This is a genomic window from Aeromonas sp. SE22 (genome assembly GCF_038739755.1).
GTDB lineage: Bacteria > Pseudomonadota > Gammaproteobacteria > Enterobacterales > Aeromonadaceae > Aeromonas > Aeromonas jandaei.
The window spans coordinates 134,368-148,181 of the sequence record NZ_JBCGFD010000010.1; the positions used below are offsets into that span (position 1 = coordinate 134,368).

General features: G+C 56.4%; 12 protein-coding genes. 6 read left to right on the top strand and 6 right to left on the bottom strand.

The features are described 5' to 3' along the window. Window positions 1-15 precede the first annotated feature (15 nt). The 6 genes from menD (at window position 16) to AAHA39_RS15565 (ending at window position 7,227) form a co-directional block, all read left to right on the top strand. Complete coding sequence (gene menD / locus AAHA39_RS15540) at window positions 16-1,764, top strand: 2-succinyl-5-enolpyruvyl-6-hydroxy-3-cyclohexene-1-carboxylic-acid synthase (protein WP_320657366.1); 1,749 nt, start codon at window positions 16-18, stop codon at window positions 1,762-1,764. Next, the gene (gene menH, locus AAHA39_RS15545) at window positions 1,724-2,518 is read left to right on the top strand and encodes a 2-succinyl-6-hydroxy-2,4-cyclohexadiene-1-carboxylate synthase (RefSeq protein ID WP_320657365.1); all 795 of its coding nucleotides are present in this window, start codon (window positions 1,724-1,726) and stop codon (window positions 2,516-2,518) included. Before menD ends, menH begins: the two co-directional genes overlap by 41 nt. Next, on the top strand, window positions 2,511-3,371 hold the full coding sequence (menB, locus tag AAHA39_RS15550; RefSeq protein WP_041209282.1) for a 1,4-dihydroxy-2-naphthoyl-CoA synthase: 861 nt from the start codon (window positions 2,511-2,513) through the stop codon (window positions 3,369-3,371). The genes menH and menB overlap by 8 nt, the downstream gene beginning before the upstream one ends. Then, window positions 3,371-4,300 (top strand): o-succinylbenzoate synthase, encoded by a 930-nt coding sequence (gene menC, locus AAHA39_RS15555; protein WP_320657364.1) that lies wholly within the window; start codon window positions 3,371-3,373, stop codon window positions 4,298-4,300. The genes menB and menC overlap by 1 nt, the downstream gene beginning before the upstream one ends. Next, on the top strand, window positions 4,293-5,690 hold the full coding sequence (locus AAHA39_RS15560) for an AMP-binding protein (protein WP_320657363.1): 1,398 nt from the start codon (window positions 4,293-4,295) through the stop codon (window positions 5,688-5,690). The genes menC and AAHA39_RS15560 overlap by 8 nt, the downstream gene beginning before the upstream one ends. Window positions 5,691-5,991: 301 nt before the next feature. Continuing rightward, window positions 5,992-7,227: a winged helix-turn-helix domain-containing protein gene (locus tag AAHA39_RS15565; protein ID WP_320657362.1), complete on the top strand. Its 1,236-nt coding sequence runs from the start codon at window positions 5,992-5,994 to the stop codon at window positions 7,225-7,227. Window positions 7,228-7,229: 2 nt separating this feature from the next. Here the strand turns inward: AAHA39_RS15565 and AAHA39_RS15570 are convergent, their stop codons facing one another. The 6 genes from AAHA39_RS15570 to AAHA39_RS15595 all read right to left on the bottom strand — a co-directional run bounded on the left by AAHA39_RS15570 (window position 7,230) and on the right by AAHA39_RS15595 (window position 13,201). Further along, window positions 7,230-7,781, bottom strand: coding sequence for a fimbrial protein (locus AAHA39_RS15570; protein ID WP_320657361.1), 552 nt, complete (start codon window positions 7,779-7,781; stop codon window positions 7,230-7,232). Window positions 7,782-7,792: 11 nt separating this feature from the next. Next, a complete protein-coding gene (locus tag AAHA39_RS15575) occupies window positions 7,793-8,821 on the bottom strand; it encodes a fimbrial protein (RefSeq protein ID WP_182926301.1) in 1,029 nt (342 codons plus the stop codon). A gap of 4 nt (window positions 8,822-8,825) precedes the next feature. After that, window positions 8,826-9,557 carry a fimbrial biogenesis chaperone gene (locus tag AAHA39_RS15580; protein WP_201909792.1) on the bottom strand — a complete coding sequence of 244 codons (732 nt, stop codon included), beginning with the start codon at window positions 9,555-9,557 and terminating at the stop codon, window positions 8,826-8,828. A gap of 10 nt (window positions 9,558-9,567) precedes the next feature. Next, entirely contained in the window at window positions 9,568-12,102 is a 2,535-nt protein-coding gene (locus AAHA39_RS15585) for a fimbria/pilus outer membrane usher protein (RefSeq protein WP_320657360.1), read from the bottom strand. 67 nt (window positions 12,103-12,169) lie between these two features. After that, a complete protein-coding gene (locus tag AAHA39_RS15590) occupies window positions 12,170-12,559 on the bottom strand; it encodes a hypothetical protein (RefSeq protein WP_320657371.1) in 390 nt (129 codons plus the stop codon). A 99-nt stretch (window positions 12,560-12,658) separates the two neighbouring features. Further along, window positions 12,659-13,201: a fimbrial protein gene (locus AAHA39_RS15595; RefSeq protein ID WP_042032805.1), complete on the bottom strand. Its 543-nt coding sequence runs from the start codon at window positions 13,199-13,201 to the stop codon at window positions 12,659-12,661. Between the last annotated feature and the right edge of the window lie 613 nt (window positions 13,202-13,814).

A 13,814-nucleotide genomic window follows, 5' to 3' on the forward strand; every position in this document is an offset into this window, starting at 1 on the left:
GCCACGAGAGCCCCTATGCCCACCCGTAAAGAGCCAGCCAGCGAAGTGTTTGCCTGCCGCCCGTTTTCAAATCAGCACGCCACCTTCAACCATGTCTGGTCCTCCCTGTTGCTGGAGGAGCTCTTTCGCCTCGGCGTGCGCGATCTGGTGCTGGCTCCCGGCTCCCGCTCCGCGCCGCTGACCATGGCGGCTGCGGCACATCAGGGCTTTCGCCGCCATCTGCATTTTGACGAGCGCGGCCTCGGCTTTATGGCGCTCGGGCTGGCCAAGGGGAGCAATCGCCCGGTGGCGGTGATCATGACCTCCGGCACCGCGGTGGCCAACCTCTGGCCCGCGGTAGCCGAAGCCCAGCTCACCGGTGTGCCGCTAATCATTCTCTCCGCCGATCGTCCCCACGAGCTTATCGACAACGGCGCCAATCAGGCGATCGACCAGCAGGGGATCTTCGGCCGCTACCCCGTCTATCAGCAGAGCCTGCCAAGCCCCACCCCGACCATTCCAGCGGCGTTTGTGCTGAGCTCGGTAGATCAAGCCTTGGCCAGGCAGGCGCTCACCCCCGGGGTGGTGCACTTCAACTGCATGTACCCCGAGCCCCTCTACCCGGGCGAACACTATCAGGATTTCTCCGACTATCTGACCCCCCTCGGCAACTGGCTCAACTCGCAGACGCCCTGGAGCCCGTGGCAGCAGAGCGAACCGACCTGCCCACCGCAGGCGGAGTGGGAAAACTTTCGGCAAAAGCGCGGCATCGTTGTTGCCGGTCGCATTACAGATCCGGAGCAAGCAGAGGCTGCCGCCGAGCTGGCGGAGCGACTTGGCTGGCCGCTGCTGGCCGATATCCAGAGCCAGCTGCGCTTCGATCGCCGCAATCTGATCGAGCTGGATCTCGCCCTCAACAATGCAGCCGTGGCCGCCGAGCTGGGCTGTGCCGAGGTGCTGCTGCAATTTGGCGCCCGACTGGTCTCCAAGCGCCTTGGCCAGTTCATCAAGCAGCAGGCGTGGCACGACTACTGGCTGGTAGATCCGCAGCCGGCGCGGCTCGACCCCGACTACCGGCTGCGCAACCGCCTGCTCTGCAACGCTGGTGCCTTTGCCTCTGCCCATCCGGTCACGGCCAGCAATGCCCCCTGGCATCGGCTGGCCACGCTGCTGCAACCGGTCGGTCAGGCGATAGCCGCCGCCTGCGATCGCTTCTCCGAGCTCGGAGTCTGCCATCGCATCAATAGCCTTATCGAGGGGCAGCTCTTTGTCGGCAACAGCATGCCGGCCCGACTGATGGACATGCTCGGCGAAACGGGCAAGGGGCCGAGCCGGGTAATGACCAACCGCGGCGCCTCCGGCATCGATGGCCTCATCGCCACCGCTTACGGATTTGCGCAAAGCAGCAACCAGCCCACCACCCTGCTGATCGGCGATCTGAGCGCCCTGCACGATCTCAACAGCCTGGCCCTGCTCAGCAAGGCGAGCCAGCCGCTGGTGGTGATCCTGCTCAACAACGATGGCGGCAGTATCTTTCGCATGTTGCCCGTCCCCACCGAAGGGGAGCTGCTGGAGAGCTACTACCGGCTGCCCCACGGCCTCGGCTTTGAACATGCCGCCGCCATGTTTGGCCTCGCCTACCGCGCGCCGACGACCCTGGCCGGATTCGAGCAGGAGTACGGTTTGGCCCTCAAGGGTGGCGTTACCCTGATCGAGATCAGGGTACCGAGCGAGCAGGTGGCCGATGATCTCAAGGCATTGGGAGCCACCATCCGTGAGCTGTAACGACACACCGCTGGTTCTGCTGCACGGTCTGCTCGGCGATGGAAACGACTGGCAACCGGTCATTGACCGCCTGCCCGGCCACCACTGCATTGCCCTCGACCTGCCGGGTCACGGCCAGCATCACGAGCTGCGGGTCAACGACTTCGAGCAGAGTCACCAGTGGCTGTGCCGGGAGCTAGCCAGTCGCGGCATCGAGCGCTACCTGCTGGTCGGTTACTCGCTGGGCGGGCGACTGGCCCTCTACCACGCCAGCCGTGAGCCGGCAGGGCTATCGGGACTGCTGCTGGAGAACTGCCACCCGGGGCTGCCAGCCGGTGAGCGGGCCGCCCGCATCGCCCACGATGAGAGCTGGGCAGGGCGCTTCGAGCGCGAGCCCCTGGCTGACGTGCTGGCCGACTGGTATCGGCAGGGGGTGTTTGCCGATCTCGACGAGGCAGCCCGTGCTCGCCAGATCGCCCGCCGCCTTGGCAACGACGGCAAGGCCGTGGCCGCCATGCTGCGCGCCACCTCCCTTGGACAGCAGCCGGATCTCGCTTCCTGGCTGGCGCAAGGCGGGTTGCCTGTCACGTATGTCAGCGGCAAGCGGGATCACAAATTCCATCAGCTGGCTTGCCTCATGGCGAGTCAGCATCGCAAAATCAACCACTTGGAGCTGGATGGCGGCCATAACCTGCATGCCCACCAGCCCGAGGCTTTTGCCCGACTCCTTGCGGAGTGGGTCAACCAACAACAAGAAGAGAAGAGTCATGATTGAAGCAATGACTGAAGCGGAACTCTACGCACCTGTCGAGTGGCGTGATTGCTCCGCCGGTTACGAGGACATCCTCTATCACAAGTCCGGCGATGGCATTGCCAAGATCACTATCAACCGCCCCCAGGTACGCAACGCCTTCCGTCCCCGCACCGTCAAAGAGATGCTGCAGGCGCTGGCCGATGCCCGTTATGACGATCAGGTTGGTACCATCATCCTGACCGGTTTTGGCGAGAAGGCCTTCTGCGCCGGCGGCGACCAGAAGATCCGTGGCGACTACGGTGGCTATCGCGATGACGAGGGGACTCATCACCTCAACGTGCTCGACTTCCAGCGCGACATCCGCACCTGCCCGAAACCGGTGGTGGCCATGGTGGCCGGCTATGCGGTCGGTGGCGGCCACGTGCTGCACATGATGTGTGACCTGACCATCGCCGCCGACAACGCCCAGTTTGGCCAAACCGGCCCGAAAGTGGGCTCCTTCGACGGCGGTTGGGGCGCCTCCTACATGGCCCGCATCGTCGGCCAGAAGAAAGCCCGCGAGATCTGGTTCCTCTGCCGCATGTACGATGCCCGGCAAGCCCTCGACATGGGTCTGGTCAACACCGTCGTGCCGCTGGCGGATCTGGAGCGCGAAACCGTGCGCTGGTGCCGCGAGATGCTGCAAAACAGCCCGATGGCGCTGCGCTGCCTGAAGGCGGCCCTCAATGCCGACTGTGACGGCCAGGCAGGGTTGCAGGAGCTGGCTGGCAATGCCACCATGCTGTTCTACATGACCGAAGAGGGTCAGGAAGGGCGCAACGCGTTCAACGAAAAACGCCGTCCCGACTTCTCCAAATACAAGCGGAACCCCTGATGACACTAGCCCTCTATCGCTATCAACTGCCTTTTACCCAGCCACTGACCTTTCACGGCAAGGTGGAGGTGGCGCGAGAGGGGCTGTTGGTGCGCATCAACGACGGCTGGGGGGAAATTGCCCCTCTGCCCGGCTTCTCGCAAGAGAGCCTGCAACAGGCGGAGCAGGAAGCGCTCGCCGCTCTGGCGGCCCTGGCCGCCGGAGATACCCCGAATCCCGTGCTGCCGTCGGTACAATTTGGCCTCGACTGCGCACGCCGCAAATGGCCGGAGCAGAGCAACCCGCTGCCCGCGCCTTACCCCCTTATTCAGGGCTCGCCGCAAGAGCTGCTGAAAAATTGGAAAGAGTGGCTCCACAGCACCCCCAGCAAGGCCAAGCTGAAGGTAGCCCGCTATCCGATGCGTGATGAGCTGGCACTGATCCGCCTGCTGTGCGATCGGGTGCCCTCTCTCAAACTGGTGCTGGATGCCAACCAGGGCTGGACCCGCGAGGAGGCCTGGACCTTCTGCGGCCATCTCGACCCGAACCGCATCGAGTATCTGGAAGACCCTTGCGCCGACTTCGCCGATATCGCCTTCGTTGCCAACCGCACCGGCATGCCGGTAGCGCTGGACGAACTCCTGGCGCAGGGCAAACCGTGGGAGCCCATCCCGCAGCTGAAGGCGCTGGTGCTCAAACCCACCCTGCTTGGCTCGCTCGCCAACATCGAAGCACTGGTCAACCGTGCCCGCGAGCTGCGGCTCAAGGTGATCATCTCCTCCTGCTTCGAGTCGGGTCTCGGGCTGAATCAGCTCGCCCGTCTGGCGGGTGAGTGGGCGCCGGAGCAGGCTCCCGGTCTCGATACCCGTCGCTGGATGGCGGGGGAGCTGCTCGATAGCGATGGCAAGCCCGACGTGAGCCAACTGACCCGGCTTTTTCTCCGTGATTGAGCCCGCCTACAGCAAGGAACCCTGCCCGGTACACCACTGGGCAGGGCTCACGCCCGACCATATCGCCATTTATGGCCCAACCCCGCTCAGCTATCGCCAGCTCGATCGCCACATCAACAGCCTCTGCCAACAGCTGGCACAAGCTGGGCTCCAGCACGGCGATCACCTTGCAGCGGTAGTGCGCGGCGCGCAGCAGGATGTGCTGCTGGCGTGGGCCTGCGTGCGCAGCGGCATCATCTTCTGCCCGCTCAATCCCGCCTTTCCGCCGGCGCGGCAGGCCGAGCTGGCAACCCTGCTCGATGCCACTGCCTTCTGGTCGGCTGGCGAGATCCCGACGGGCAGCTGGCAACCCTTGCGCCTCGACTTCGCCCATGAGCTGCCAGCAGACGAAAGCAACTCTATGTTGGAGCCAGCCCGGCTCAACAACATGATCCTCACCTCGGGCTCCAGCGGTACGCCGAAGGCCGTGGTACACCGGCTGGCCAACCATATGGCCTCGGCTCGCGGTTCAGCCGCCCTGATCCCCCTCGATCAGACGTGCGGCTGGCTGCTCTCGCTGCCGCTGTTTCACGTTGGCGGTTACGCCATCCTGTTTCGGGTCTTTCTGGCGGGCGCCACTCTGGTGCTGGACGATCGCACTCAGCCGCTCAAGGCGCGCCTTGAACAGCAACCGATCACCCACCTCTCGCTGGTGCCGACCCAGCTCTGGCGCCTGCTGGCAGAGGGCTTTGACCCCGCCCGCACCCGCCTGCGCGAGCTGCTGCTCGGTGGTGCCGCCATCCCGCAGCCACTGGTGAGCCGTCTCTGCGCCATGGGGCTCGAACCCAAGGTGAGTTATGGCCTCTCCGAGATGGGCAGTCAGGTCTGCACCACCATCCCCGGCAATGCCGGTATGGTCGGCCGCCCGCTACCGGGACGGGAGGTGTGCATCCGGGAGCAGGAGATCTGCGTGCGCGGTGCCACCCTGTTTGCCGGTTACTACCGCGGTGGAACTCTCGATCTGCCCCTTGATGCTGACGGTTGGTTTCATACCCGCGACAAGGGCCACTTCAGCGAGACAGGCGAACTGGTGGTAGAGGGGCGACTCGACAACCTCTTTATCTCGGGCGGGGAGAATATCCAGCCCGAAACCATCGAGCAGCGGCTGGTGGACCACCCGGCTGTCGCCCAGGCACTGGTGGTGCCGGTGCCAAGCGACGAGTGGGGCCAGCGCCCCGCAGCCTTTATCGACTGGCACGGTGAGCCGGTCCCCTACCCCGAGCTGGCAGCCTGGATCCGTGCCACCCTGCCCGGCTTTATGGTGCCCGACCGCTGGCTCCCCTGGCCCGATCTCGGCGGTAATCTCAAACCCCAGCGCAAGCAATATCAGAATTTTTTTAAGGCGCAATAATCGGCCATGCGACAAAAACCGGCATGCAAGAGTCATCCAAATACGCACATTATTCGAAAGAAAATGCTGACGGCGTCAAAATTTCCCGCACAGGCAGGAGTAAGTGAGAACGATTACATAAACGGCCATTTTTTTGCACATTTTTTGAACCAAATTAATGAGCTGTAGTACCATGTCTCCCACCATGCGTTTAAGAAATGAGGTAACTGGTTGATAGTAAAGGAAATCAGTAATTTATCATTATTTGAACAAAGACTGCATGGTGGTAAAATGCACTCCTTGGCAGTAAGACGAGTCACACATGAGTAACAAAATTTATAAAATTGCAGAGGATATCTTTTTCTCCGCTGCAATATTCAGACTCTCAAAAGGAGACAAGGACATCAAGCTCAGCAACAAGGAAGCCGAGCTGCTCGAAATGCTGTGTGATGAGGCAGGTACTGTCATTCCCAGAAGCAAGCTGCAGGATGCCTTGTGGCCCAATCAGGACAATACCGACACCAATTTGAACCGGCAGATCCTCTCATTGAGAAGAAAGCTGGAATCATTCAGTTTGATGGATGCTATCGACACTATTCCGCGAGTGGGATATATCTTTTGTGCCCCAATTGAGGCAGCAGGTGAAACGGAAGAACCAACGTCAAATGAAGAAACTCAAGCGGCGATGACTTCCCATCCCCCTCAAGCAAGACGGCAATATACTCGTCGAAAATATGATCGCTATTTCAACCCGAAACGTATCCTGCTGTTTGTGTTGCTGCTAGTTTCACTGACTTCACTGGCCATCTTTATTTATAACTATGTGACGGCGAATACGCTGCGCACTATCAATCTCAGCCAGATTTCTCTCTATATGACCAGCGATACAGAAAAAGCGCTGAATGTCAAAATAGATTCAATAACCCCCTTGATAAAGCGAATTCCGCGCAAGGCTGATGAGCAGATCTCCATTTTGGTTGGCAAAGAAGCTATCAGCTATTTTTCCATAGATAATAATCTCAAAAAATTATCAGAGAATGTGTTTTTGCTGCGCAGTGGTCATCCGGTGGCTGAAGAAGTGCAATGCGTCATCACAACCATGACCCAACAGGGAGACAATGTTTTCCACAACTATTACAATAATCCAGACACCACTGTCAGATATCACAAAAATTGTCAGGCACCGGACAACTGGGTAGAGATAACCAGAAAGAGTAAATTCATTGTAACCATGAACAGGGAAATAGTTGTGGCAACCATGATAGCAACCGACAATCAGGGAAAGATACTGTTCAATATGGATTCCGTCGGGGATCTGGAACGGGATAATGGCGATATTTCGGTCGAGATCAAAAATACCATTGTCAATTTCATTGATCAGCAGGCACTAACCAATAACAGTATGGTTGCGACTCTGGTGGCTGCGCTGACACCACCTAAACAAAAGTCCCAGTTCATTCAATTGCCTGGCGGAATTTACCTCTCCAGTTATCTGGGGGGCGTCATCACCTGGCCCAGCCTTGGTAACTCAAAAGTCATCCAGCGCAACGACTTCTGAATTTATTCATAAGCAATGATGAAATTGGCGACGGCAGAATAGTCGCCAGGCTGGATGTTCTTGGCCGCCAGTGCCGCCGGATGCCCTTCAACCCGGGCAAAGAATTGCAGCTGATTATCTGCCGTACCTCCCAGCAGATAGCCACGAGAGGCAGTACCCAAATTCAGGGGTGATTGAGTCACATCATATAGGCGGATACCAGCCCCCTTGGCAATCCCAGCCGTGAATGCCAACCCGCCGCTGAGTTGGGTATCCTGCGAGCCGGTAAAGGTCACCTTGGCCATACGGAAGATTCCGGGCTTGCAGTTGGTCAACCGGATCACGAAAGGCACGTGGGCACCGACCCCGTTGGCATAGAGCTCCTTCACGTCGACCACCCCCATGTCGACCTCTTGGTCAACGGATTCCGGGGCAACCACGCATGGCTGATCGATGATCCGGCCGTGAAGATGAACTGTGTTACCCAACAATTCCAAGTCATTGCTAGCACGGGGGGCTGCCGTTACCCCCAACAGTGGGCACACTGCCAAGCCTATCCACAATGTCCGTAGCATAAAATGACTCCTCATTGGAACTCTGCAACGATAGTGGCTGTGGCGTAAAAGTCACCAGCTGGGATATCCGCTCCTGCGGGTGTTACTGGCGCAGCGATAAAACCCCAATCACCGATATTGCCCTGCATGGAAACTGGATAGAATGTATTCAAATTAAGCGGTGAACCATCCAACTGTTTAAACTTGATACCCAAGTCAGGGATAACTGTTCCCCCCTGATAGCCATCTTTGGTTGTTCGCAAATAGTCTTGATTGAAGGATGCTGGTCTTCCAGAAATACCTAGGTTGATTTTTAGCGCATTTCCCTCAAATGCCCCCCCTTTACATTGGAAAGTCAATGGAAGTATTTTTTCAAAGTTATTTCCGTCCAATCCATTACCAGGAAGATCACCAAATTCAACCTCGATGGTCTGGCCGCCATTTATCACACACTCTTCCGGCACATAGAGAATAGATGACTGAATTACAATTCGTGACATTACGTCGCCACTGAAGTCTGAGTCGGTCATTCCCAATCGCCCAAACATTTCCACTATTTGGTGGTCAGATATATGCACCCCATTTATGATGGGTTTTCTTACACGGAAGGTAACCTGACCATGACTGCCACTCTCAAAGTTGAACCTAACCTTCCCACCCTGATAACAAGGCCCATATCTACCTTTATTTGTTTCATTATTGAATGGTGCAGTGACAAGTTCTCTTCTATTGCCCGCTATAAATATTTCAACCTTCATATCCAAAAATTCATTAAGCTTTACAAAACCCTCACCAACCTGTGGCAAACCATCACTGATCACCGCTTTGTAATAAATAGGAGATGTCTGAATTGTCTGGGTTGGACAATAGACTGTTCCACCATAGGTTGTGCCCAGCTCCCATTTAAAAGGCTTAGTCTTCGATCCTGGCTTATTTACAATGTCAGCCTTATCAAGATTTATATTATATGTTTGAGTTGCATCTGGTACCACTGCGCCATTGACTGCCAATGCCGGGGAAGCTAAAGCAATCATCCCTGCACAGATAATGAAACGATACATAACGTTACTCGCTCTTCACAGCTTTACAGGCATTGCCTGTGCACTGGTATTTGATATCCATATATCCGCCGTAGTCATTGACGTAGCTGATCACAAATTCGTTGCCCAGGGTTTCCGGGATAGTGACCGTCTGCTCTGACTTGGGGGCAACCATAAAGGCAGAGAAACCCTTGATGGTGGTCCGCTCCTTGCCCTGCGGATGGCCGAGGCCCACGTAGGTGATGTAGTAAGGGGTCGGGTTGTTGACCTTCAGGGCTTTGCCCTGCTTGGTGATCAGCACCTTATCCTGCCATACGGCACCGCGCTCTGGCAGGATGGCCTCAGGGCGATAGAACAGCTTGATCTTGGACTGCACGGCAATCTGCATCACGTTGCTCTTCTCGCTCTTGGGCGGGATTTCGCGCAGGTTGAAGTAGTAGATGGACTCGCGATCCTTGGGCAGGCTGTCGATGGCCGGCACGCTGGCGATGCGCACGATGGACTTTTGGTTGGCATCCACCCGCTGTACCGGCGGCAGCACCACGAAAGGAGAAGAGATCTTCTGGCCCTGGGCATCTTCAATCCAGGCCTGCGCCAGGTAGGGCAGCTTCTGGTTCTCGTTCTTGATGTTTAGGCTGATGGACTTGGCACCGCCCGGATAAACGGCGCGAGTACGGTCCAGCACGATGGCGGCGCTGACGTTGAGCGAGGTCATGCCCAGCACAGCCAGACAGGTATAAGAGAGCAGCTTTTTCATCGGTATCCCATTACTTGCAAGTGAGAGTCTTCATCGACAGATCGGTTACTTGTTGCGGCGCCACTATCTTGCACTGGCGGGCCCCGCCCCATGAAAGTTCAAACGCTTCATTCGGTTTCACCCCGGTCAGATAGACCAGGCCATCTTCATCCACCACCGAGAGCACCCGGCCGGAATTCTTGACGACGGTAGCACCAAACGGCGGCACTGAGCCATCGGGCAGCCTGACATTGGCCAGCAGCTTGAACCCTTCCGCAATTTCGAAGGCATTATACCCAATTGCACCCTCGGTCAGGGTCCCCTGCTTGATGGCGTTCATCGCATCAATGTCGTCGCTCAGCTGATCCACATCGACCCGGGTATCGCTCTTGCGATAATCGGTCATGTCGCTGATCACCGCGACACCAAAACGGTTGGTCACGGCGCGGCCGTTGTTGAAGGAGACGCCAGAGGTCTTGTCGGTATCCACCATCATGCGGGTACCACCACGGCGGGTCGCCTGGTGCAGGGCCGCGCCGTGCTGGGTCGCCGTCAGGCCGCCACGCAGGCTGGCCCCGACAGAGGTGTATTCGCTCTGCACGCTATAGGCATTGAGACTGACCGCCCCGATGTCGCTATTGTGGTTGTAGTAGCCCCGCGCCACGGCGTGGCCATTGCTCTGCACACCCGCCCCCAGCTGATAGGTATCATCCGGCCGGCTGTAATCCTGATAAGTGGCAAGATGGGTCACCTTGCCATTGGAGGACTGCACGCTATATCCCGCGCTCTTTCTATCCCCGATCGGCATGCTCAGGGTCAGCATGATGCTCTTGTCATCCTCGTAGTTTTCGGTCTTGGTCTTGTAGGCCGATACGTAGACGGAGACATCCTTGAAGCTGCCGATGTTCACGTTCTTGTTGATGGAGAGACCGTAGCGATCCTCGGCATCATGATCCCAGTAGGTTCTGTGGGTGTAGTCCAGGTAGACGGTCAGCGCCTTGGCTGCATCATCCGCCCAGAAGGTCTTGTTGGCGGTGATGGTATAGAGCTCCTTGTCACCCCAGTTGTTGTAGTCATCACTCGAGGCGGTCTCGTTTTTCTCCAACCGCTCCTTGTTATTGAGGAACTGCGACATGGTCATGAAGTCATGTTGGGAGAAGCGATAACCTGCAAAGGTGATCGAGCTGTTGTATTCATCGAACTGCTTGGCGTAGTTCACCCGCACCGACTGGCCAATCTTGGTCGACAGGCCAGGCAGCTTGGAAATGGATTGGGTCAAGTCAGCCGAGATGGCACCAAACGCATAGAGGTCTCGACCGAGACCCAACCCCATGGAGTTGTATTCACCCGCAACTAGGCTGCCACCGTACAGCGACCAGGAGTTGGCCACCCCCCAGGAGAAATCACCAGTCACAAAGGCAGGGCCGTGCACATCGTGTACCGAATCCGTCTGTTCGGAAGGCGCACCCACCGCCAGGTTGTATCGGACGTAACCGGGACGAGTCAGATAGGGAACGGTCGCAGTGTCTACCTGGAACGAGCTGACACTGCCATCCTGCTCCTCCACCCGCACGTCGAGACGACCGCGCACCGAACTGTCTAGCCCCTGGATGCGAAACGGACCGGCCGGCACGTTGGTCTCATAGATGATCCGGCCGGACTGGGAGATGGTGACCTTGGCGTTGGTCTTGGCGATGCCGCTCACTTCCGGCGCATAGCCCTGCAGACTTGGCGGCAACATGCGCTCATCATTGGCCAGGTTGACGCCGGTATAACGGAAGCCGTCGATCAGCTGGGAGTTGAGCTGCTGCTCGCCCACCGTCAGCTTGGCAGCCATGTCGGTCAAGGGGCGATAGGCATAGATACGGTTCAGCTCGGTCGATGTCCGTTCATTGTCGCCCCAGTAAGAGCTGGCCTGGTAGTCGCCCCGCAGGCGCCAAGCGCCATAGTTGAACCCCAGCGTACCGTAGCTGCTGATGTTGCGGTTGGAGTAACCATCCCCTTCGTTGACCTGGGCGTTGATGTTGTAATCCAGCATCATCCCCGGGATCCCTTCATCCCACTGTTCGGGCGGAATCCAGTTCGGATCGCTGTACTTCATCCACGCTTGGGGCACGGCGATGCGCAGCAAACCGTTACCGATGTCGTTGGAGATCACCACACCGTCCAGTGCCAACAGGTTGGCACACTGGCCATCGTGCCAGGTATCGATCTTGGCGACAGCCTCGTCGGTCAGTGCCAGCTTGGGGATCACTTCTTGTGGCAAGCAGGCAACCCCGCCCTTTCCCTTACCGGTGTCGGTCTCGTAGAAAGGGATCTTCTGCAGGGGCAGCTTGTTCTTGTTGACCTCGATTTCGAGATAATAGTCGCCGGGCAAGATATAGCCTTCGTCGGCAAACTGGGAGAGGTCGATCTTGGTTCGCTCATCCAGATCGAGCGCATCAATATTAAACTCCGTTTCTGCCCATGCGTGATTTGCCACCGCCATCAGGCCAGGCACACATAGCATAAAAGCCATTTTTGAATAATGTTTTTTTCTCACAGAGTCTGATGTTGAAACGCTCATATTTTCACTCTAGGAATTGCATAACGGTCTCACGTAATGAGGTATCTACACTAAGCAATTGGCTTGCTTACATATAATTGAGTTCAAATAAAGTCGTACTGTCCGGAAAAAACAGCTGACTACTGATGAACCCCAAATTGAATTCCAGATCACTGTTGACGATATCCGAGATAATAAAACGTTCGCCGGATACCTTGTGATATTGGCCGTTTTTGAGAATGCCGAGCTCATCGCTCATGGCTCCGCGCACGGACATGGAAATAAAAGGCAGTGATGCCTCCATCGCCCCCTCGACCTGACAGCCGCTGATTTTCAGCGTGCCCGGCTGCTGAGCCTGCAGCGGAATGCTGCGATGCACCTCCAGCGTACAGCCCGATTCGGCCAGTCCATCCGTGCGTTCGTTGGAGTGGACTGATCCCGCCATCATCACCAGCTGCAGCACCATGGCCGTCATCATTGAAGTTTTCATGATCAAGGTTCGATGTGAGGAGACAGAATGTGTGAGGTTGTGGTGGCTCACTCCACCACAACCCTTGTCACACGTTAAGGCAGTCTATTACTCGTAGGAGAGAGTAAAGTTGGTCACTGCAGTGAAAGCGCCTGCTTTCAGCGGGTTGGTGTCTTGGCTTGCATAACCTTTCAGCACGGCGCTGAAGGGCAGCTCGTTATCACCGTTGACCAGGCCGAAGGCGGCAGTCGGGGCACCCAGAACAATCGGAGCACCGCCCGGAGCGGTCATCTTGATACCGGCACCAGCGGCGTCACCACCACCGATAACCAGCAGGGTGGAATCTACCGGGTCCTTAGCACCGCTGAAGGTCACCTTGACGGCATCATCCTTATCGGAGATTTCACAGTTCAGCAGCTTGATGCTGAACGGCTTGGAGCTGGACTCACCACCATTAGCCAGCTCTTTTGTGCTGATCTGACCCATTTCAACTACCTGGTCAACAGACTCAGGGGCTACAGAGCAAGGGGCGTTGATGATTTCACCGTTAAAGGTGACTTTACCTGAACCAGCGCCGCCAGCAGCAAAAGCGGAGCCGCACAGCAGCATGGAACCAACACCCATAGCAACCAAAATCTTATTAGCTTTCATTCGTTTATACCTACATTAACGTGTGTTGTACTGCATCACTCACATCATGCTGGAGTCACGATATTTAGTGATGCGGCGATATACTGCACAGCAACTGTTGGCGCTCGCCCCTCATTAAGCCGATGAGAGGTCATGCCAATAATAAACTGTGCCTTTTCAGGTTTATTTAAATAAGCAAAAGCAACACACCGCATCAGGGGTAGTTCCCGCTACCCCTGAACCACACAGCTACATACATCCTTGTTTTCTGTGTAGAAAGCCGCATTCCACTTTTGCTTGACGAGCAAATTAACGACTCGTTTGATGCACATCAAATACATTTTGATTTGTATAAATTTTTTTATAAACACAATGAAAACAAATGGTTAGCGCGACCACGCAACATAAGGAGATCTCATGAAATAAATAAAGTTCATATAAGAGACATCTATTTCAATATTGTCAGGCCATGAATTTAAAGCGGTTAACAAGCATACAACAAAAGCAAAACAAAAATAACTTCAAGTTATTTGGTAATAGTTATCACCAACCTTGCGAACCACCACCAAAGAGGTAATCAGGTAATCAGGTAATCAGGTAATCAGGTAATCAGGTAATCAGGTAATCAGGTAAT